This window comes from Klebsiella sp. CD33, from assembly GCF_051992865.1.
Lineage (GTDB): Bacteria > Pseudomonadota > Gammaproteobacteria > Enterobacterales > Enterobacteriaceae > Klebsiella > Klebsiella pneumoniae.
Genome location: NZ_CP197023.1, coordinates 3,889,774 through 3,910,911, shown reverse-complemented (window position 1 = coordinate 3,910,911; position 21,138 = coordinate 3,889,774). Strand labels below are relative to the sequence as shown.

The window sequence follows — 21,138 nt, the reverse complement described above, 5'->3', positions numbered from 1 at the left end:
GGCGGGGCTGTGATAGCATGACCCCTTCGTGATTTCACCTTCCAGCGTTTCAGAGCCAGCCCATGAGTTATCAGGTCTTAGCCCGTAAATGGCGCCCACAAACCTTTGCTGACGTCGTCGGCCAGGAACATGTGCTGACCGCACTGGCGAACGGCTTGTCGTTAGGGCGCATTCATCACGCTTATCTTTTTTCCGGTACCCGCGGGGTCGGGAAGACCTCCATCGCCCGTCTGCTGGCGAAAGGGTTAAACTGTGAAACCGGCATCACCGCCACCCCCTGCGGCGTGTGCGATAACTGCCGGGAAATTGAACAGGGGCGCTTTGTCGATCTGATTGAGATTGACGCCGCCTCGCGAACCAAAGTCGAAGATACCCGCGATCTGCTGGACAACGTCCAGTACGCGCCGGCCCGCGGCCGCTTTAAGGTCTATCTCATCGACGAAGTCCATATGCTGTCGCGTCACAGCTTCAACGCGTTGTTAAAAACGCTGGAGGAGCCGCCGGCGCACGTCAAATTCCTGCTGGCGACGACGGATCCGCAGAAGCTGCCGGTAACGATCTTATCCCGCTGCCTGCAGTTCCACCTGAAGGCGCTGGACGTTGAACAGATCCGCCATCAGCTGGAGCATATTCTTGGCGAAGAGCAGATTGCCTTTGAGCCCCGCGCGCTGCAGCTGTTGTCGCGGGCGGCCGATGGCAGCCTGCGCGATGCCTTAAGCCTGACCGATCAGGCGATTGCCAGTGGGGAAGGGCAGCTGACGGCCGCATCGGTGAGCACCATGCTCGGCACCCTTGATGACGATCAGGCGCTGTCGCTGATTGAAGCGCTGGTTGCTGCCGACGGCGAGCGGGTCATGGCGGGCGTCAATGACGCCGCCGCACGCGGCGTCGAGTGGGAGGCGCTGCTGGTCGAGATGCAGAGCCTGCTGCACCGCATCGCCATGGTTCAGCTGTCGCCTTCGGCGCTGGGCGCCGACATGGCCGCGGTCGAAGTGCGGATGCGCGAACTGGCGCGAACCGTACCGCCCGGCGACGTTCAGCTCTACTACCAAACGCTGCTGATTGGCCGCAAAGAGCTGCCTTACGCCCCGGAGCGGCGGATGGGCGTCGAAATGACGCTGCTGCGTGCCCTGGCGTTTCATCCGCGTAAGCCGCTGCCGGAGCCGGAGGTGCAGCCGGCACAGGCCGCCGCGCCCGCGCCGCGTCAGCCGGTTGCCCCCGCCGCGCCGCCGCCACAGTCGCCGCAGAGTTTGCCGCCGACCACCAGCCAGGTGCTGGCGGCCCGCAGCCACCTGCAGCGCAGTCAGGGAGCAACCACCCCAAAAAAGAGTGAACCGGCAGCCGCTTCCCGCGCGCGGCCGGTGAATAACGCTGCGCTGGAGCGACTGAGTTCGATTACCGAGCGCGTCCAGGCTCGTCCGGCCGCGGCCGCGCTGGAGCAGGCCCCGGCGAAGAAAGAGGCCTATCGCTGGAAGGCGACGACGGTGGTGGAAGAGAGCAAAGTCGAAGTCGCCACGCCCAAAGCGCTGAAAAAGGCGCTGGAGCATGAGAAGACGCCGGAGCTGGCGGCCAAGCTCGCCGAAGAAGCGGTCGAGCGCGACAGCTGGGCGGGGGAAGTGAGCCAGCTGGCGGTACCGAAGCTGGTCGAGCAGGTGGCGCTCAACGCGTGGAAAGAGCAGGAGGGCAGCCGCGTCTGTCTGCATCTGCGTCCCAGCCAGCGCCACCTCAATTCCGCCAGCGCGCAGCAAAAGCTGGCTGAAGCGCTGGGGGTGTTGTACGGTACGCCGGTTGAATTGACCATCGTGGAAGACGATAATCCCGCGATGCGTACGCCGCTGGAGTGGCGGCAGGCTATTTATGAAGAGAAGCTCGCGCAGGCGCGCGAAGCCATTATCGCGGATAATAACATTCAGACCCTGCGTCGTTTCTTCGACGCCGATCTGGATGAAGAGAGTATTCGCCCCATTTGAATGCCAGTCTGACTGGCATTCAGTACCTTTAACGATGACTGACTGAGAGAGAAGCCTATGTTTGGTGGAAAAGGCGGCCTGGGTAACCTGATGAAGCAGGCCCAGCAGATGCAAGAGAAAATGCAGAAGATGCAGGAAGAGATCGCTCAGCTGGAAGTAACCGGCGAATCCGGCGCGGGTCTGGTGAAAGTGACCATTAACGGCGCGCACAACTGCCGCCGTGTGGAGATCGACCCAAGCCTGCTGGAAGACGACAAAGAGATGCTCGAAGATCTGGTGGCTGCCGCGTTCAACGACGCCGCGCGCCGTATCGAAGAGACCCAGAAAGAGAAGATGGCTTCCGTTTCTGCCGGTATGCAACTGCCGCCAGGCTTCAAGATGCCGTTCTGATGCAAACCAGCCCGCTGTTAACTCAGCTTATGGAAGCGCTGCGCTGTCTGCCGGGCGTCGGCCCGAAGTCAGCGCAGCGCATGGCGTTTACCCTGCTGCAGCGCGATCGCAGCGGCGGGATGCGCCTGGCGCAGGCGCTGACGCGTGCGATGTCGGAGATCGGCCACTGCGCCGATTGCCGCACCTTCACCGAGCAGGAGGTGTGCAATATCTGCAGCAACCCGCGTCGCCAGGAAAATGGCCAGATCTGTGTGGTAGAGAGTCCGGCGGACATCTATGCCATTGAGCAGACCGGGCAGTATTCCGGCCGCTACTTCGTGCTGATGGGGCACCTGTCGCCGCTCGACGGCATCGGGCCTGATGACATCGGGCTCGATCGCCTGGAGCAACGGCTGGAGGCGGAGTCGATCACCGAGGTGATCCTCGCCACCAACCCGACCGTTGAGGGCGAGGCGACGGCCAACTACATCGCGGAGCTGTGCGCGCAGTATGGCGTCGACGCCAGCCGAATCGCCCACGGCGTGCCGGTGGGCGGCGAGCTGGAGATGGTCGACGGCACCACGCTGTCCCACTCCCTGGCCGGTCGCCACAAGATTACTTTGTGAACAAATGGAGGCGGCCTTCGCCGCCTCCGCTTGAAAAATTTCCCCGCTGTCCCCATCTCCCACTCAACGGTTTTTTACCCATTTAAAATGGCATTGTTGAGGTTGAATCAGATGAAAGGACAAGAAACTCGTGGTTTTCAGTCAGAAGTAAAACAGCTTCTGCACCTGATGATCCATTCCCTCTATTCCAACAAAGAAATCTTTCTGCGTGAGCTGATTTCCAACGCCTCTGATGCGGCCGATAAGCTGCGTTTCCGCGCGCTGTCGCAGCCGGATTTGTATGAGGGAGACGGCGAGCTGCGCGTGCGGGTTTCGTTTGATAAAGACAACCGCACCCTGACCATCGCCGATAACGGTATCGGTATGAACCGGGAAGAAGTTATCGACCATCTCGGCACCATCGCCAAATCCGGCACCAAAGCGTTCCTCGAATCGATGGGTTCTGACCAGGCGAAGGATAGCCAGCTGATCGGTCAGTTCGGCGTCGGCTTCTATTCGGCCTTCATCGTGGCGGACAAAGTGACCGTGCGTACCCGTGCGGCGGGCGACAAGCCGGAAAACGGCGTGTTCTGGGAGTCCGCCGGCGAAGGCGAATATACCGTAGCTGATATCACCAAAGCCGATCGCGGCACCGAAATCACCCTGCATCTGCGCGAAGGCGAAGATGATTTCCTCAACGACTGGCGCGTGCGCTCTATCATCAGCAAGTATTCCGACCATATCGCGCTGCCGGTTGAGATTGAAAAACGGGAAGAGAAAGACGGCGAAACCGTGGTTTCGTGGGAAAAAATCAACAAGGCGCAGGCCCTGTGGACCCGCAGCAAATCCGAAGTTAACGACGACGAATACAAAGAGTTTTATAAGCATATCGCTCACGACTACAGCGACCCGCTGACCTGGAGCCACAACCGCGTGGAAGGTAAGCAGGAGTACACCAGCCTGCTGTATATCCCGTCGCAGGCGCCGTGGGATATGTGGAACCGCGATCATAAACACGGCCTGAAGCTGTACGTCCAGCGTGTGTTCATCATGGACGACGCCGAGCAATTTATGCCGAACTACCTGCGCTTCGTGCGCGGCCTGATCGATTCCAACGATCTGCCGCTGAACGTCTCCCGTGAAATCCTGCAGGACAGCAGCGTGACCCGCAACCTGCGCACCGCGCTGACCAAACGCGCGCTGCAGATGCTGGATAAGCTGGCGAAAGACGACGCTGAAAAATACCAAACCTTCTGGAAACAGTTCGGCCTGGTGCTGAAAGAGGGCCCGGCGGAAGATCCGAGCAACCAGGAAGCGATCGCCAAACTGCTGCGTTTCGCAACCACCCATACCGACTCCTCCGCGCAGACCGTGTCGCTGGAAGAGTATGTCTCGCGGATGAAAGAAGGCCAGGAGAAGATCTACTACATCACTGCCGACAGCTATGCGGCGGCGAAGAGCAGCCCGCACCTCGAGCTGCTGCGTAAGAAAGGGATTGAAGTTCTGCTGCTCTCCGATCGCATCGACGAGTGGATGATGAGCTACCTGACCGAGTTCGACGGCAAAGCGTTCCAGTCTGTCGCTAAAGCCGACGAGTCGCTGGACAAGCTGGCGGATGAAGTGGACGAGTCCACCAAAGAAGCCGAAAAAGCGCTGGAGCCGTTCGTTGAGCGGGTGAAAAACCTGCTTGGCGACCGGGTGAAAGAGGTGCGTCTGACCCATCGTCTGACCGACACCCCGGCGATCGTCACCACCGACGCCGACGAGATGAGCACTCAGATGGCGAAGCTGTTCGCGGCAGCGGGCCAGGCGGCGCCGGAAGTGAAATACATCTTCGAACTGAACCCGGCGCATCAGCTGGTGAAACGCGCGGCCGATACCCAGGACGACGCCCAGTTCGGCGAATGGGTGGAACTGCTGCTGGATCAGGCGCTGCTGGCCGAGCGCGGCACGCTGGAAGATCCGAACCAGTTTATCCGCCGTATGAACCAGCTGCTGGCTTCCTGACGCGAACCTGAACGAGTAGCCCGGCCGAGCGACGCGACGCCGGGAACGGGATAAATGCCCCGTCTGAGCGATGTGCTCAGGCGGGGCATTTCACATTGGATTGCATAAAATATCTCACCATTAACCGTTTCAGCCGCACCGCCTTCCTTGAGCCATCGCCGTTCTGGTGGTATGGTTTAGCGTTTTTGAAAAATTGAATCGACTTTTGAGGGGATTTTCGTAATGCGTATTATTCTGCTTGGCGCTCCGGGCGCGGGTAAAGGAACTCAGGCTCAGTTCATCATGGAGAAATACGGTATTCCGCAAATCTCCACCGGCGATATGCTGCGCGCGGCGGTAAAATCCGGCTCTGAGCTCGGTAAGCAAGCGAAAGACATTATGGACGCAGGCAAGCTGGTGACCGATGAGCTGGTCATCGCGCTGGTGAAAGAGCGTATCGCCCAGGAAGATTGCCGTAACGGCTTCCTGCTGGACGGCTTCCCGCGGACCATTCCGCAGGCTGACGCCATGAAAGAGGCGGGCATTACCGTTGATTACGTGCTGGAATTCGACGTGCCGGACGAACTGATCGTCGACCGCATCGTTGGCCGTCGCGTCCACGCGGCATCCGGTCGCGTATACCACATCAAATTCAATCCGCCGAAGGTGGAAGGCAAAGACGACGTGACCGGCGAAGAGCTGACCACCCGTAAAGACGATCAGGAAGAGACCGTGCGTAAGCGTCTGGTAGAATACCATCAGATGACAGCGCCGCTGATCGGCTACTACACCAAAGAAGCGCAGGCGGGCAACACCAAATACGCCAAAGTCGACGGCACCAAAGCGGTAGCTGACGTGCGCGCCGAACTGGAAAAAATCCTCGGCTGATAAAGCCTTTTCTCATCCTGCTGCGGCAGGATGAGAACTCCTCTCATTTCTACCTTTTGCTATGATTGGTTCCGTTTAGCGCCATTTCAGCTACAATTGGCTGCGATTCAAATGGTTAAGAGGCGGTAATGCATCAGACGAAAACAGGTATCTTGCTGGCCAATTTAGGCACTCCCGATGCGCCCACCCCCGGGGCGGTGAAGCGCTATCTGCGACAATTCCTCAGCGACAAACGGGTGGTGGATACGTCTCGTCTGCTATGGTGGCCGCTGCTGCGCGGCGTCATACTGCCGATTCGCTCCCCGCGCGTGGCGAAGCTCTATCAGTCCGTGTGGATGGAAGAGGGATCGCCGCTGATGGTGTATAGTCGTCGCCAGCAGCAGGCGCTGGCTGCCAGGCTGCCGGATACCCCGGTGGCGCTGGGCATGAGCTATGGTTCACCGTCACTGGCCAGCGCGGTGGATGACTTACTGGCGCAGGGGGTGGAGCACATCGTGGTGCTGCCGCTGTATCCGCAATATTCCTGCTCGACGGTGGCCGCCGTCTGGGACGAACTGGCGCGGATTCTGGCGAAAAAGCGCGCCATTCCGGGTATCTCGTTTATTCGCGACTATGCCGAACATCCGGACTATATCCATGCGCTGGCGGCCAGCGTGCGCGCTTCCTTCGCTGTCCATGGGGAACCGGATCTGCTGCTGCTCTCCTATCATGGGATCCCGCAGCGCTATGCCAACCAGGGCGATGATTATCCTCAGCGCTGTCGCGATACGACGCGGGAACTGGTTTCCGCGCTGGGGCTGCCGCCGGAGCGGGTGATGATGACTTTCCAGTCGCGCTTTGGCCGGGAACCCTGGCTGACGCCGTACACCGATGAAACGCTAAAGATGCTCGGCGAGAAAGGGACGAAGCATATTCAGGTGCTGTGCCCGGGGTTTGCCGCCGACTGTCTCGAAACGCTGGAAGAAATCGCTGTCCAGAACCGGGAAATATTCCTCGAAGCGGGCGGCAAGCAATATGAATATATTCCGGCGCTTAATGCGGACGCAGCGCATATTGAGATGATGGTCAATCTGACGGCGCCTTATCGCTGATCGCGCGCAGGGCGGGGAATATGCTACTATTTCCCGCTTGTTCCCTGTTATTTAAGCGCCACTATGAAATTTCCCGGTAAACGCAAATCTAAACACTATTTTCCCGTTAACGCCCGCGATCCGCTGCTGCAGCAAATTCAGCCGGAGAATGAATCCAGCGTCTCCTGGGTGGTCGGTATCGACCAGACGCTGGTGGATATCGAAGCGAAAGTGGATGAGGCGTTTATCGTGCGCTACGGCCTGAGCGCGGGCCATTCGCTGGTGATTGAAGATGACGTCGCCGAGGCGCTGTACCAGGAGCTGGTGCGCAACAATCTCATTACCCATCAGTTTGCCGGCGGCACCATCGGCAATACCATGCACAACTACTCGGTGCTGGCGGACGATCGCTCGGTGCTGCTTGGCGTGATGTGCAGCAATATCGAAATCGGCGGCTACGCCTATCGTTACCTGTGCAATACCTCCAGCCGCACCGATCTGAACTATCTGCAGGGCGTCGACGGCGCCATTGGCCGCTGCTTTACCCTGATCGGTGACAGCGGCGAGCGCACCTTCGCCATCAGCCCGGGCCACATGAACAAGCTGCGTCCGGAAAGCATTCCGGAAGCGGTGATCGCCGGCGCCTCGGCGCTGGTGCTGACCTCTTACCTGGTCCGCTGCAAGCCGGGCGAGCCGATGCCGGACGCCACGATGAAGGCTATTGAGTATGCCAAAAAGCACGATGTGCCGGTGGTGTTAACCCTCGGAACCAAATACGTGATTGCCGATAACCCGGCGTGGTGGCAGGAGTTCCTGCAGGAGCATGTCTCTATTCTGGCAATGAACGAAGAGGAAGGGGAAGCGCTGACCGGCTTTGCCGATCCGCTGTCAGCGGCGAATAAGGCGCTGGACTGGGTCGACCTGGTGCTGTGCACCGCCGGCCCGGCGGGCCTGTATATGGCGGGCTTCACTGAAGAAGAGGCGAAGCGTAAAACCCAGCATCCGCTGCTGCCGGGGGCGATCCCGGAGTTTAACCAGTTTGAATTCAGCCGCGCGATGCGTCACCAGGATTGCGTTAATCCGCTGCGCATATATTCCCATATCGCTCCCTATATGGGCGGCCCCGAGAAGATCATGAACACCAACGGCGCAGGCGACGGCGCGCTGGCGGCGCTGCTGCATGACATCACCGCCAATAACTACCACCGCAATAACGTCCCCAACTCCAGCAAGCACAAATGCAAATGGCTGACCTATTCCTCGCTGGCGCAGGTGTGTAAATATGCCAACCGCGTGAGCTATCAGGTGCTGAACCAGCACTCGCCGCGTTTAACCCGCGGCCTGCCGGAGCGTGAGGACAGCCTGGAAGAGGCGTACTGGGATCGGTAAGCGCGTCCCTCTCCCGGCGGGGAGAGGGCAGTACATCAGCCGGTGACCACTTCGCCGGCCGGTGGCGTTTCCAGAAGCCGCAGCATGGCGCGGGCAATTTCCCGTTCGCCCATCACCACCTGATTGGCTCCGCGATCGATAATGTAGTCCACTTCGTCATCATAATGGGCGCGGGCGATAATCTCGATATTCGGACATTTTTCCCGTGCGGAAGCGACAATCTCTCCGGCCTCGTAGCCGTTAGGGATTGTCAGCAGCAGCCAGCGGGCGCAATCGAGATGCGCCAGCTCCATGATCTCTTCATTGGCGGCATTGCCGAGCACCGCGCTGATCCCGCGCTCGCGTAGCTCATCCACGCGGGTGCGCGAGGTTTCAACCACCACCAGCGGGATCCCCTGGGCCATCAGCTTCTCGCCCAGCAGGCTGCCGACGCGGCCGAAGCCGACCAACAGCGCGTGGTTGCAGATATCGACCGGCACCTGCTTCTCGTCTTCCAGGACCTCTTCCAGCGTCTGCTCGTCGAGGGTTTCGGTTTTATCGAGATATTTTTCCAGCAGGGTAAACAGCACCGGGTTGAGCATAATTGAGATGATCGCCCCGGCCAGCACCAGATTTTGTCCGGCCTGCGGCAGCAGGTTAAGCGCCATTCCCAGGCCGGCGAGAATAAAGGCAAACTCGCCAATCTGCGCCAGGCTGGCGGCGATGGTCAGCGCGGTGCGCGGCGAGTGACCAAACATCCGCACAAGGAAAAAGGCGGCTGCGGATTTACCAAAGATAATAATCGCCAGCGTCGCCAGCACCGCCAGCGGCTGTTGGACCAGCACCATCGGGTCAAACAGCATGCCGACGGAGACGAAGAACAGCACCGCGAAGGCGTCGCGCAGCGGCAGGGTGTCATGGGCGGCGCGGTGGCTGAGCTCGGATTCGTTAAGCACCATGCCGGCAAAGAAGGCGCCGAGGGCAAAAGAGACATCAAACAGCTCCACGGCGCCGAAGGCGATGCCCAGCGCCAGGGCCAGCACCGACAGAGTGAACAGCTCGCGTGAGCCGGTGGCGGCGCTGCGCGACATGATCCACGGCACCAGCCGGCGGCCGACCAGCATCATAATGGCGATAAAGGCCACCACTTTGCCAATGGTGATCCCGAGGTCGAGGGCCAGGGACGCGAAGCCGACGTTGCCTTTCTCCGCCATACCGGCAATCGCTGGCAGCAGGACCAGCGTCAGGACCATCACCAGGTCTTCCACAATCAGCCAGCCGATGGCGATTTGCCCGCGCTGGCTGTCAATCAGTTGTCGTTCCTCCAGCGCGCGCAGCAGCACTACGGTACTGGCAGTCGAGAGGCACAGGCCAAAGACGATGCCGGTCATCAGCGACCAGCCGAGGGCGGCGGAGAGCGCCATACCCAGCAGCGTCGCCACGGCTATCTGGGCGATGGCCCCGGGGATGGCGATCGATTTTACCGCCATCAGGTCTTTAAGTGAGAAATGCAGCCCGACGCCGAACATCAGCAGAATGACGCCAAGTTCCGCCAGTTCCGGAGCCAGTTTGGTGTCAGCAACAAAGCCAGGGGTGAAAGGTCCGGCCAGCACGCCCGCTAAGAGATATCCCACCAGAGGAGAAATACGTAGCTTATTGGCAATCATGCCGAGAATAAAGGCGAGCACGAGGCCGCCGACAATGGTGGTGATAAGCGGTGTTGCGTGGTGCATTCCGTCTCCTTTCCAGTGGTGTATCGGTCCATTTTGCTACCCTGTCCGGGTAATAGTTTATGACAAAAACGTTCACTTTGTTTATGAATAATTCTTGAGTTGTGCAAAAAAATGCAATTAGCCGATGAAAAGGCACAGAAGGGAAAATGGCGGGGGGAAATCGTGGAACAGGCTGATGACACAAGGGTTAACGGCGGCCAGGGTTGCACTTTGGCCGCCGAATAATCAGGCTTTTTGCCGGTTATCAGGAAGGAATATCGTCAGGAATCCCAGCAGCGGCAGGAAGGCGCAGATTTTATAAACCAGATCGATGCTGGTATGGTCCGCCAGCAGGCCTAACACCGCGGCGCCAAGGCCGCCCATGCCAAAGGCGAAGCCGAAAAACAGGCCAGAAACCATGCCGATGCGTCCCGGCAGCAGTTCCTGCGCATAGACCAGAATAGCGGAAAAGGCCGAGGCGAGGATAAAACCAATGATCACCGTCAAAATACCCGTCCATTCAAGGCTGGCGTAGGGTAAAACGAGGGTGAAAGGCGCTACGCCGAGGATAGAGCCCCAAATCACATACTTACGCCCAATTTTGTCGCCAACAGGCCCGCCAATCACCGTCCCGGCAGCCACTGCGAACAGGAAGGCAAACAGATGAAGCTGGGCGTTTTGCACCGTTAAGCCGAATTTATGCATCAGATAAAAGGTGTAATAGCTGCTGATGCTCGCCATATAGAAATATTTCGAGAAAATCAGCATCAGCAGAATGCCTACCGCCAGAATGACCTTCTTGCGCGGCAGCGGATTAACGATGGCCGGTTTCGGTTTGCCCTTATTCATTCGATGCTGCGCGGCATACCAGCGGCTGATTTGCGACAGCACGACAATAGCCAGCAGAGCGGCCAGCACAAACCAGGCGACGTTGCCTTTGCCGTACGGGGCGATGATCACCGCCGCCAGCAATGGGCCAAGCGAGCTGCCGAAGTTGCCGCCCACCTGGAACAGCGACTGGGCCAGGCCGTGACGGCCGCCGGAGGCCATCCGCGCCACGCGGGAGGATTCCGGATGGAAAACCGAGGAGCCGGTACCTACCAGCGCGGCGGCCAGCAGCACCATGCCGAAGCTACCGGCCAGCGCGAGGAGAATCAAACCGCAGAGGGTGAAGCACATGCCCACCGGCAGCGACCACGGCATCGAGCGTTTATCGGTGATGTAGCCAATCACCGGCTGGAATAGCGATGAGGTGAGCTGGAAGGTCAGGGTGATCATGCCGATCTGCACGAAGGTAAGGGAGAACTCCGCCTGCAGCAGCGGGTAGATAGCGAGAATAAGCGACTGGATCATATCGTTAAGCAAATGGGACAGGCTGATCGCGCCTAAGATGCCAAACGAGGTGCGTGCTTTTTGCGGCGGCGCAGCGGGGCCGGACAAGGGTTGAGCGGTCTGATTGATTGCCATAGGTTCACGTCACTTTTTTATATAGCTTTCGTCTTTTGTCCGCCATGGCGACTGCCCTGATTTTCCCGGCCACTGCATGGGAAATATGACGAACGGGCTGCCGCAATGCCATACAACGCGAAGGCGTATAGAGGATGCAGGTAGAATTATTATCCAACTAACATACCTGTTGATAAGGTTTGAAGGAAGTCGCAATTCTGAAAACATATTTGTCAACGCGACTAACTCGCTATACTTTCGGCACTTGGGATTAAGTCAGGGAGTGAAGCATGCATTATTTCAAACACAGCGTAGCGCTGGCGCTATTCGCCGCTTTATCGCTGGGCAGCTTGTCGGCACAGGCCTATGAGCAGGATAAAACCTATAAAATTACCATCCTGCACACCAACGATCACCACGGCCATTTCTGGCGCAATGACTACGGCGAATATGGCCTGGCGGCGCAGAAAACGCTGGTCGATGGCATCCGGAAAGAGGTGGCGGCGGAAGGGGGAAGCGTCCTGCTGTTATCCGGCGGCGATATTAATACCGGCGTACCGGAGTCTGATTTACAGGATGCAGAGCCCGATTTTCGCGGCATGAACCTGATCGGCTACGACGCGATGGCGGTGGGAAACCATGAATTCGATAATCCGCTGAGCGTACTGCGCCAGCAGGAAAAGTGGGCTAAGTTCCCGTTCCTGTCGGCCAATATTTATCAGAAAAGCACCGGCGAACGGCTGTTCAAACCCTGGGCGTTGTTTAAGCGCGGTGGGCTGAAAATCGCGGTGATTGGCTTAACCACCGACGATACGGCCAAGATTGGCAATCCGGAATATTTCACCGATATTGAATTCCGCAAACCGGCGGAAGAGGCGAAGCTGGTTATCCAGGAGCTGCAGCAGAATGAAAAGCCGGACGTGATCCTGGCCACCACCCATATGGGCCATTACGACAATGGCAACCACGGCTCTAATGCGCCGGGCGATGTTGAAATGGCGCGGAGTTTACCTGCGGGATCGCTGGCGATGATCGTCGGCGGTCACTCGCAGGATCCGGTATGCATGGCGGCGGAAAATAAAAAGCAGGTCGATTATGTGCCAGGCACCCCGTGCGCTCCGGATCGTCAGAACGGCATCTGGATCGTCCAGGCGCATGAGTGGGGCAAATACGTCGGCCGCGCCGATTTTGAGTTCCGCAACGGCGAGATGAAGCTGGTGCACTATCAGCTGATCCCGGTCAACCTGAAGAAAAAAGTGACTTACGATAACGGCCAAAGCGAGCGGGTGCTGTATACGCCGCAGATCGCCGAGAACCCGCAGATGATGTCGCTGCTGACGCCGTTCCAGAACAAAGGCAAGGCGCAGCTGCAGGTCAAAATCGGCAGCGTGAATGGTCATCTGGAGGGCGACCGCAGTAAAGTGCGCTTTGTGCAGACCAATATGGGCCACCTGCTGCTGGCGGCGCAAATGGCGCGCAGCAACGCGGATTTCGCGGTGATGAGCGGCGGCGGGATCCGCGACTCCATTGAGGCGGGGGATATCACCTACAAAGATGTGATGAAGGTCCAGCCGTTCGGCAATGTGCTGACCTATGTCGATATGAACGGCAAGGAGGTAGTGGATTACCTGACCGCCGTCGCGCAGATGAAGCCGGATTCCGGCGCTTATCCGCAGTTTGCCAACGTCAGTTTCGTGGCCAAAGACGGTAAGCTGAACGATCTGAAAATCAAAGGCGAACCGGTGGATCCGGCGAAGACCTATCGGATGGCGACGCTGAGCTTTAACGCCACCGGCGGCGATGGCTATCCGAACATCGCCGATAAACCCGGGTATGTGAATACCGGCTTTATCGATGCCGAAGTGCTGAAAGAGTATATCGAGAAGAACTCGCCGCTGGATGCCGCCGCCTATGAGCCGAAAGGCGAGGTGAGCTGGCAGTAAGCCTGGGCTTCAGGTTGGCTATTTTCCCGGTGGCGCTACGCTTACCGGGGCTACAAGTTGGGTATCCCGGATAAGGCGCGTGCGCCGCTATCCGGGATCGTTTTATCAATCGCGGCGGGCGATATCGGCGAACTTCGCATCGAGAAGCTGCGCCAGATCGCTGGCCGCCAGCTCAATATCCAGCCCGCGTTTGCCGCCGGAAATATAGATGGTGGCAAATTCCTGCGCCGGGGCGTCAATCACCGTCGGCAGGCGCTTCTTCTGCCCCAGCGGACTGATGCCGCCCACCAGATAGCCGGTGATACGCTGCGCCACCATCGGGTCGGCCATGTCGACTTTCTTAGCGCCCAGCGCTTTCGCCACTTTCTTCAAATCCAGCTGCCCGGCGACCGGAGTGACGGCCACCGCCAGATGCTTCATATCGCCGTTCACGGCGACCAGCAAGGTCTTGTAAACCTGGTCGGCATTGAGGCCGAGCTTGCGCACCACTTCATCTCCGAAGTTGGTCTCATTGGGATCGTGATCGTAACTGTGGATCTGAAAGGAAATTTTGTTTTTTTCGAGTAATTTAACGGCGGGAGTCATAGCTATCCTTCTTACCAACCGGTTTTGCGTGACGTCAGAATACGCCCGCAGGTTGTCTAAAAAATAGTACCATCTTGCGCAATAGTGTTGGCAGTGATGGTCACTTTGAGCGACAATCAGACGATCCGGGATGCAAATCCCGGGATAATAATAATGATGAAATTCCTCTTTGACGGGCCAATAGCAATATTGGCCATTTTTTTTATGTCAGCATATCCGGCAGATTCCCTTCGCCATACAGGTGCAGCGCGCCGACGGCAACCACGTAGCGCCCCGGCGGCAAGGCCAGCAGCGTCTCGCGCCAGGCGAGGTTGCGCTGGTGCATCAGCACATCATATAAAGACTGGCTAAAGGTCGTCGGCAGCGATACCGCGCCGCGCGACGGCGGTTGCTCCAGCCACCAGCCGATCATGACCTGCAGTAAACGGGCGTTGGTGCGCCAGTGGGTCAGCGTATCCTCCAGCAGCGCCATCCCCCCGTCGGGCAGATCGCGCAGCAGCGCGATTTGGCTGTCGGCGCCTTCCAGCTCCATCACCGCTATGTTGCTCTCGCGGGCGGCCATCAGCAACTGATAATCGATGCCGTAATCTGGTCGCAGCCCCAGCTTCTGCGCCTGGGTGGCCTGCAGGACCATCGCCACCTGCCACAGCGGCTGGCTGTCGAACAGCCCGACCGACAGGCCCAGCTCGCCGGCTCGCGCCTCTAGCTCGCTCAGCTGCGCATCGCTCAGGCGTTCCGCCAGCGGTGGGTAAGTGGGGAGATTGCTAAACGGGGTTTCATTGCCGCTGATATCGGCCTCGACGATTAACGCATCGGCCTGGCGTATTTTTTTCAGAAGCTTCGCCGGCGGCGGCGCCATGTCGCGGGTGCCCATATGGATACTGCCGACGAGGTGCAAATAGCGTTCGCCGGGCAGGACGATATCCATCGCAGGCCAGGAATAAGACGAGCCGGCGGCGGCTCGCCACAGCATTTTTATCCGGTTTAACAGGCCCATACGCGCTCCGAAGTGTGAGGACTTCATGCTAGCGCATATGGTGATACACGTCACCCTTCCGGCGGGCTTTTCTTGTCCCGGCAAAAAAAGGGCGCCGAACAACGTCGGCGCCCGTTTCATCTGACGGCGTTTACTCTTTTGGTTTAAAGCGCAGCAGGCGGTTGGCGTTACTCACCACGGTGATCGACGACAGCGCCATCGCCGCGCCGGCGACCACCGGGTTGAGCAGGGTGCCGGTCAGCGGCCAGAGGATCCCGGCGGCAATCGGGATACCCAGCGAGTTGTAGACAAACGCGCCCAGCAGGTTCTGCTTCATATTGCGTAACGTTGCTTTCGAAATCGCCAGCGCATCGGCCACGCCGTGAAGACTATGGCGCATCAGGGTGATCGCCGCGGTTTCAATAGCGACATCGCTGCCGCCGCCCATGGCGATCCCGACATCCGCCTGGGCCAGCGCCGGGGCGTCGTTAATCCCATCGCCAACCATCGCCACTTTGTGCCCCTGGCTCTGCAGACGCTTAATGGCATCGGCTTTACCGTCCGGCAGCACGCCGGCGATCACTTCATCAATGCCGGCTTCTTTGGCGATAGCCTTCGCGGTGGTGGGGTTATCCCCGGTAAGCATCACCAGCCGGTAGCCCTGCCGATGCAAACGCGCCAGGGCGTCGACGCTGTCTTCGCGCAGCGGGTCGCGGATGGCGAACAGCGCGGCGGCCTGACCATCCACCGCCAGCAGCACCGGCGTGGCGCCGCGTGAGGCCTGGGCTGTCATCTCGCTTTCCACCTCGGCGGTATTGATATGCTGCTCGTTGAGCAGCGCCTGGTTACCGAGCAGTAGACGATGACCTTCCGCCTCGCCGCTGACGCCAAGGCCGCGCAGGGTGCGGAAGCCGCTGACTTCCGGCAATGGGCCGTCGGCAGCTTTATCAAGGATCGCTCGCGCCAGCGGATGGCTTGAGCCCTGCTCCAGCGCGGCGGCAAGACGCAGCGCGGTATGCTCATCAACGCCAGCGAAAGTTTTCACCGCCACCACCTGCGGCTTGCCTTCGGTCAGGGTGCCGGTTTTATCGAACACCAGCGTGTCGAGTTCACTGGCGCGCTGCAGCGCATCGGCATCGCGCACCAGCACGCCATACTCCGCCGCCCGGCCAACGCCGGAGATAATCGACATCGGCGTCGCCAGGCCTAAGGCGCACGGACAGGCGATAATCAGTACCGTGGTGGCAATGACCAGGGTATAGACGATCTGCGGCGCCGGGCCGAAGAAGTACCAGATCGCAGCGCTAATCAGCGCAATGACGACCACCGCCGGAACAAATACGGCGGAGATTTTATCCGCCAGCTGGCCGATCTCCGGTTTGCTGCTCTGCGCCTGGCGCACCATGCGGATAATTCTTGCCAGCGTGGTCTGGCTGCCGACGGCGCTGGCGGTAAACAGCACGCTGCCATCCTGCACCACGGTCCCGGCGTGAATAGCATCGCCATCGCCTTTTTGCTGCGGCACCGGTTCGCCGGTGAGCATCGCTTCATCAAACCAGGCTTCACCCTGGCTTATCATACCGTCGACCGGGACGCGGTCGCCGGTAGTCAGGCGCAGCGTCATGCCCGCCTGAACTTCCGCGAGCGGCAGATCTTTCTCGCCCTCGGGCGTGACGACCCGCGCCGAAGGCGGCGTCAGGTCGAGCAGTTTTTCCAGCGCTTTCGAGGAGCGCTGACGCGCGCGGGCCTCCAGCATATGGCCGAGGTTAATCAGGCCGATAATCATCGCGCTGGCTTCGTAATAGAGATGGCGGGCTTCCATCGGGAACCACTGCGGCCACAGGTTGACGCTCATCGAGTACAGCCAGGCGACGCCGGTGCCGAGCGCCACCAGCGTATCCATGGTAGCGGTGCCGTTTTTCAGGCTTTTCCACGCGCTGCGGTAGAAGTGGCCGCCGGCGAAGACCATGACGGCGAGGGTGACAAGGCCGATAACCAGCCACAGCGAACGGTTGTCGTCGCTGACCATCATGTTATCGCCGATCATGCCCCAGACCATCACCGGCACGCCGACCAGCAGGGCGACAATCGCCTGCCAGCGAAAACGCTTCATCGTCGCGAGGGCGGTTTCCTGCTGGCGTTCGCGGCGTTGCAGATCGTCTTCGATCGCCTCCGCGCCATAGCCGGCTTTCTCCACCGCCTGCACTAATTCTGCGGCGGACGCACTGCCCATCACCAGCGCCGTGCGTTCCGCCAGGTTAACCCGCGCCTGTGAGACGCCCGGCACCGCGGCAAGCGCGTTTTGTACACGGGAGACGCAGCTGGCGCAGCTCATGCCGTTGATCAGCAGCTGTTGACTGTCATCTTCGTCATGGGCTGCCGGAAGCTCAGGAGTGGCCGCTGTCAGTGCTTCCGACGGGATTGATGATTCTGCCAGCGGTTTAGCCTTTGGGTGGCTGAGCTCCGCGCCGTATCCGGCTTGTTTAACGGTATCAATCAGCGCTTGCGCGCTGGCGCTGCCCGTCACATGGGCTTCAGTGAGGGTGACTTCCGCTTGCTCAACGTCAGGACGCTGCTCCAGACTCTCTTTCACGCGTTTGACGCAGTGGCCGCAGGAGAGGCCATCCAGCGTCAGGTCGATAGTGTTAGACATAAATAACTCCTGAATAATTTTCCGGTCAACGATTGACCAGAACCACTCTTTCATCGAGTATTAAGAAGGTTAAACCTTCCAGCAAGGGGAAGGTCAAGGAGAAAAAATGAATATCAGCGATGTGGCGAAAAAAACCGGCTTAACCAGCAAAGCGATTCGTTTTTATGAAGAGAAGGGGCTGGTGACGCCGCCGTTGCGGAGCGAAAACGGCTACCGCACTTACAGTCAGCAGCATCTCGATGAGCTGACGCTGCTGCGCCAGGCGCGGCAGGTGGGGTTTAACCTGGAAGAGTGCCGCGAGCTGGTGGCCCTGTTCAACGACCCGTCGCGGCACAGCGCCGATGTGAAAAAACGCACGCTGGAGAAAGTGGCGGATATCGAGAACCATATCCGCGAGCTGCAAAATATGCGCGCGCACCTGCTGGCGCTGGCCGAATCCTGCCCCGGCGACGACAGCGCGGAGTGCCCGATTATCGATAATCTTTCCGGCTGCTGCCATCGCAAGGCGCAGGCTTAACGGACGGCGGGTCTGATTCGTAGCGTAATCCCTTCTACGGCAATCACTTCAACCTTGCTGCCCGCCGCGAAGTCTTCATCGGCAATCACCGGCCAGGAGCTGTCGCCCACGCGGACGTGGCCGCGGCCGTTCACCAGCGGGGCATCCAGCGTCAGGCGGCGGCCCACCAGTTGCTGCCCGCGCTGGTTGAGCTGGGCATCGGCCGGGCGCTGCGTTTTGACGCGCTTGCGCAGCCATTTCGACCACAGCCACGCCGCCAGCAGGGTGAGAACGGCAAACAGCGTGCCTTGCCATTCCCAGCTCAGCGGCAGGAGCCAGGTCAGGGCGCCGGTCACCACGCCGGCGACGCCGCTCCACAGCAGGTATCCGCTGCCGCCCAGCATCTCGGCCGCCAGCAGCAGCCCGCCGAGGCTTAGCCAGAACAGATGGGGGTGTGCGAGGATCATGCCGATCATGATTTTTTCCGATCGCCAGCGCCTTCTTTGATCAGCTCGCTGATCCCGGCGATCGATCCCATCAGGCTGCTGGCATCCAGCGGCATCAATACCACTTTGCTGTTGTTAGCGGCGCCAATCTGCTGCAGCGCATCGGTGTATTTCTGCGCCACGAAGTAGTTGATCGCCTGAATATCGCCCGAGGCGATCGCCGAGGAGACCATTTGGGTGGCGCGGGCTTCCGCTTCGGCGGACCGTTCGCGAGCCTCCGCCTGCAGGAACGCGGACTGCCGTTCGCCCTCGGCCTTGAGGATCTGCGACTGCTTTTCCCCTTCCGCTTTCAGAATTTCCGCCTGTCGCACCCCTTCGGCCTCAAGGATGTACGCGCGTTTGGTACGTTCGGCTTTCATCTGGGCGTTCATCGAGGCGATAAGCTCCGCCGGCGGGCGAACGTCGCGAATTTCGACGCGGGTGATTTTCACCCCCCACGGGTTGGTGGCGTCGTCAACGATATGCAGCAGGCGGGTGTTAATGCTGTCGCGCTGGGAGAGCATTTCGTCCAGCTCCATTGAGCCGAGCACGGTACGGATGTTGGTCATCGTCAGGTTGACGATCGCCTGCTCAAGATTGCTGACCTCGTAGGCGGCCTTTGGCGCGTCGATCACCTGAATAAAGCAGACCGCGTCGATGGTGACGTTGGCGTTATCCCGGGAGATAACCTCCTGCGAGGGGATATCGAGCACCTGCTCCATCATGTTCACTTTGCGGCCGATACGGTCCATAAACGGCACGACTAAGCTTAATCCCGGCTGCAGCGTCTGGGTAAAACGCCCGAAGCGCTCCACCGTCCACTGGTAACCCTGCGGGACAATTTTCACCGCCGCGGCCACAATAACCAGCGCGACGAAAATAAGGATAGGAATAAAAATCAGCATCAAAAACCTCCTGTCTTGTTGCCTGGCGGGGCGCTACAAGGAAATAGCGCATGTTTAAACTGAGTATATCTTTCTCCTCATCCTGGAGAAAGGAAAGTGCGGTAAACTAGCGGTGTTTCAGAAAATAATCAGGAAGACTCATGAAGGAAAATAACGCGCTTTTGCGTCTCGACGGTGTGGGGTTTAAGACCGACGACGCCGTTATTTTACACAATATCAATTTTCAGCTTCGCGCCGGAGAATTCAAGTTGATTACCGGCCCTTCCGGCTGCGGGAAAAGTACCTTGCTGAAGATTATCGCCTCGCTGCTCAGCCCAACCTCCGGGCGCCTGTTCTTCGACGATGCGGATGTCGCGACGCTGTCGCCTGAAAGGTATCGCCAACAGGTTTCTTACTGCGCGCAGACGCCGGCCCTGTTCGGTGATTCGGTTTACGATAATCTGATTTTTCCGTGGCAGATCCGCAATAAACAACCGGATCCGCAGGCGCTGCTGGCCGATCTGCAGCGCTTTGGCCTTGACGAAAATATGCTGGAAAAATCCATTAACGAACTGTCCGGAGGGGAAAAGCAGCGCGTATCGCTAATCCGCAATCTACAATTTCTGCCGCGCGTGCTGCTGCTGGACGAAATTACCAGCGCGCTGGATGAAAGTAATAAACAGAATGTGAATGAAATTATTCATGGCTACGCAACGGAAAAACAGGTCGCTGTTCTGTGGGTCACCCACGATCGCAATGAAATTTCGCATGCCGATGAAGTGATTACGCTGCAACCTGCCGGCGGAAATATGCAGGAGGTACAGCATGAACGGGCATAACATTACGAACGAATCGCTGGCGCTGTCGATGGTGCTGGTGCTGATCGCTATTCTGGTCAGCTATCGGGAAAAGCTGGCGCTGGAAAAAGATATTATCTGGAGTATTTGCCGGGCGATCGTGCAGCTGATAATCGTCGGCTATGTGCTGAAATATATCTTTAACGTCAATCATGCGGTTCTGACGCTGTTGATGGTGCTGTTTATCTGCTTTAACGCGGCGTGGAATGCGAAGAAGCGCAGTAAATATATCGACAAAGCTTTTATCTCGTCGTTTATCGCCATCACTACTGGCGCTGGACTAACGCTGGCGGTACTGGTGTTTTCTGGCTCGATCGCCTTCGTGCCGATGCAGGTGATCCCGATTGCCGGGATGGTGGCCGGGAACGCCATGGTGGCGGTGGGGCTGTGCTACAACAATATGGGCCAGCGCTTCAGCAGCGAGCAGCAGCAGATTCAGGAGAAACTGAGCCTCGGCGCGACGCCGAAGATGGCCTCAGCGCGGCTGATTCGCGAGAGCATTCGCGCGTCATTGATTCCCACCGTCGATTCGGCGAAAACGGTCGGTCTGGTGAGCTTGCCTGGGATGATGTCGGGGCTGATTTTTGCCGGTATTGACCCGGTGAAGGCGATTAAGTACCAGATCATGGTGACCTTTATGCTGCTGTCGACCGCCAGCCTGTCGACGATTATCGCCGGCTATCTGACCTACCGGAAGTTCTTCAACGCCCGCCATCAGCTGGTGGTGACGCAGCTGAAAAAGCGCCCGTGAACGATCCCGGGTTGCGGCGTTCACGCCTTACCCGGGCTACTTAGGCTACGTTCCGCATAGTTCGCGTAGCCCGGATAAGCGCAGCGCTATCCGG

Annotated in this window: 18 protein-coding genes and 1 other annotated feature; of the genes, 11 read left to right on the top strand and 7 right to left on the bottom strand. The window is 59.0% G+C overall.

The features are described from left to right. Nucleotides 1-62 precede the first annotated feature (62 nt). From dnaX to ACR809_RS19230, 7 genes are all read left to right on the top strand, one after another. Nucleotides 63-1,970, top strand: coding sequence for a DNA polymerase III subunit gamma/tau (dnaX, locus tag ACR809_RS19260; RefSeq protein ID WP_122051507.1), 1,908 nt, complete (start codon nucleotides 63-65; stop codon nucleotides 1,968-1,970). Then, nucleotides 1,303-1,367 (top strand) — a sequence feature (DnaX frameshifting element). Its footprint overlaps the gene before it by 65 nt. Nucleotides 1,971-2,027: 57 nt before the next feature. After that, nucleotides 2,028-2,360 carry a YbaB/EbfC family nucleoid-associated protein gene (locus ACR809_RS19255; RefSeq protein ID WP_002892173.1) on the top strand — a complete coding sequence of 111 codons (333 nt, stop codon included), beginning with the start codon at nucleotides 2,028-2,030 and terminating at the stop codon, nucleotides 2,358-2,360. Further along, entirely contained in the window at nucleotides 2,360-2,965 is a 606-nt protein-coding gene (recR, locus tag ACR809_RS19250; protein ID WP_004178772.1) for a recombination mediator RecR, read from the top strand. Before ACR809_RS19255 ends, recR begins: the two co-directional genes overlap by 1 nt. A gap of 111 nt (nucleotides 2,966-3,076) precedes the next feature. Next, nucleotides 3,077-4,951 carry a molecular chaperone HtpG gene (htpG, locus tag ACR809_RS19245; RefSeq protein ID WP_002892181.1) on the top strand — a complete coding sequence of 625 codons (1,875 nt, stop codon included), beginning with the start codon at nucleotides 3,077-3,079 and terminating at the stop codon, nucleotides 4,949-4,951. A gap of 222 nt (nucleotides 4,952-5,173) precedes the next feature. Beyond that, complete coding sequence (gene adk, locus ACR809_RS19240; RefSeq protein WP_002892184.1) at nucleotides 5,174-5,818, top strand: adenylate kinase; 645 nt, start codon at nucleotides 5,174-5,176, stop codon at nucleotides 5,816-5,818. Nucleotides 5,819-5,946: 128 nt separating this feature from the next. Further along, nucleotides 5,947-6,909: a ferrochelatase gene (hemH, locus tag ACR809_RS19235; protein ID WP_002892189.1), complete on the top strand. Its 963-nt coding sequence runs from the start codon at nucleotides 5,947-5,949 to the stop codon at nucleotides 6,907-6,909. Between the two features lie 63 nt (nucleotides 6,910-6,972). Continuing rightward, nucleotides 6,973-8,277: an inosine/guanosine kinase gene (locus ACR809_RS19230; RefSeq protein ID WP_002892192.1), complete on the top strand. Its 1,305-nt coding sequence runs from the start codon at nucleotides 6,973-6,975 to the stop codon at nucleotides 8,275-8,277. A gap of 35 nt (nucleotides 8,278-8,312) precedes the next feature. Here ACR809_RS19230 and ybaL read toward each other — a convergent pair whose 3' ends face one another. Both ybaL and ACR809_RS19220 read right to left on the bottom strand, forming a co-directional pair. Then, nucleotides 8,313-9,989, bottom strand: coding sequence for a YbaL family putative K(+) efflux transporter (ybaL, locus tag ACR809_RS19225; protein WP_002892195.1), 1,677 nt, complete (start codon nucleotides 9,987-9,989; stop codon nucleotides 8,313-8,315). A 225-nt stretch (nucleotides 9,990-10,214) separates the two neighbouring features. Beyond that, entirely contained in the window at nucleotides 10,215-11,435 is a 1,221-nt protein-coding gene (locus tag ACR809_RS19220; protein ID WP_004147385.1) for an MFS transporter, read from the bottom strand. Nucleotides 11,436-11,704: 269 nt separating this feature from the next. Here ACR809_RS19220 and ushA point away from each other — a divergent pair, with 269 nt between their 5' ends. Further along, nucleotides 11,705-13,357: a bifunctional UDP-sugar hydrolase/5'-nucleotidase UshA gene (gene ushA / locus ACR809_RS19215; protein WP_002892203.1), complete on the top strand. Its 1,653-nt coding sequence runs from the start codon at nucleotides 11,705-11,707 to the stop codon at nucleotides 13,355-13,357. A gap of 105 nt (nucleotides 13,358-13,462) precedes the next feature. Here the strand turns inward: ushA and ybaK are convergent, their stop codons facing one another. The 3 genes from ybaK to copA form a co-directional block, all read right to left on the bottom strand. After that, entirely contained in the window at nucleotides 13,463-13,942 is a 480-nt protein-coding gene (gene ybaK / locus ACR809_RS19210; protein ID WP_002892205.1) for a Cys-tRNA(Pro)/Cys-tRNA(Cys) deacylase YbaK, read from the bottom strand. A 202-nt stretch (nucleotides 13,943-14,144) separates the two neighbouring features. Beyond that, nucleotides 14,145-14,939 (bottom strand): TraB/GumN family protein, encoded by a 795-nt coding sequence (locus tag ACR809_RS19205; RefSeq protein ID WP_012737522.1) that lies wholly within the window; start codon nucleotides 14,937-14,939, stop codon nucleotides 14,145-14,147. 130 nt (nucleotides 14,940-15,069) lie between these two features. Beyond that, nucleotides 15,070-17,571: a copper-exporting P-type ATPase CopA gene (gene copA / locus ACR809_RS19200; RefSeq protein WP_004178775.1), complete on the bottom strand. Its 2,502-nt coding sequence runs from the start codon at nucleotides 17,569-17,571 to the stop codon at nucleotides 15,070-15,072. A 106-nt stretch (nucleotides 17,572-17,677) separates the two neighbouring features. On the opposite strand from copA, the gene cueR reads away from it, so the two are divergent. Further along, nucleotides 17,678-18,088, top strand: a complete 411-nt coding sequence (gene cueR / locus ACR809_RS19195; RefSeq protein WP_002892208.1) for a Cu(I)-responsive transcriptional regulator — start codon at nucleotides 17,678-17,680, stop codon at nucleotides 18,086-18,088. Here the strand turns inward: cueR and ACR809_RS19190 are convergent. Together ACR809_RS19190 and ACR809_RS19185 are read right to left on the bottom strand one after the other, a co-directional pair. Continuing rightward, the gene (locus tag ACR809_RS19190; RefSeq protein ID WP_004142979.1) at nucleotides 18,085-18,543 is read right to left on the bottom strand and encodes an NfeD family protein; all 459 of its coding nucleotides are present in this window, start codon (nucleotides 18,541-18,543) and stop codon (nucleotides 18,085-18,087) included. The two genes, cueR and ACR809_RS19190, sit on opposite strands and share 4 nt — an antisense overlap. Then, on the bottom strand, nucleotides 18,540-19,457 hold the full coding sequence (locus ACR809_RS19185) for an SPFH domain-containing protein (RefSeq protein ID WP_002892258.1): 918 nt from the start codon (nucleotides 19,455-19,457) through the stop codon (nucleotides 18,540-18,542). Before ACR809_RS19185 ends, ACR809_RS19190 begins: the two co-directional genes overlap by 4 nt. Before the next feature lie 140 nt (nucleotides 19,458-19,597). Here ACR809_RS19185 and fetA point away from each other — a divergent pair, with 140 nt between their 5' ends. Next, nucleotides 19,598-20,275, top strand: coding sequence for an iron efflux ABC transporter ATP-binding subunit FetA (gene fetA, locus ACR809_RS19180; protein ID WP_004177224.1), 678 nt, complete (start codon nucleotides 19,598-19,600; stop codon nucleotides 20,273-20,275). Then, nucleotides 20,262-21,044, top strand: coding sequence for an iron efflux ABC transporter permease subunit FetB (gene fetB / locus ACR809_RS19175; protein ID WP_004177223.1), 783 nt, complete (start codon nucleotides 20,262-20,264; stop codon nucleotides 21,042-21,044). The genes fetA and fetB overlap by 14 nt, the downstream gene beginning before the upstream one ends. Nucleotides 21,045-21,138: the final 94 nt, after the last annotated feature.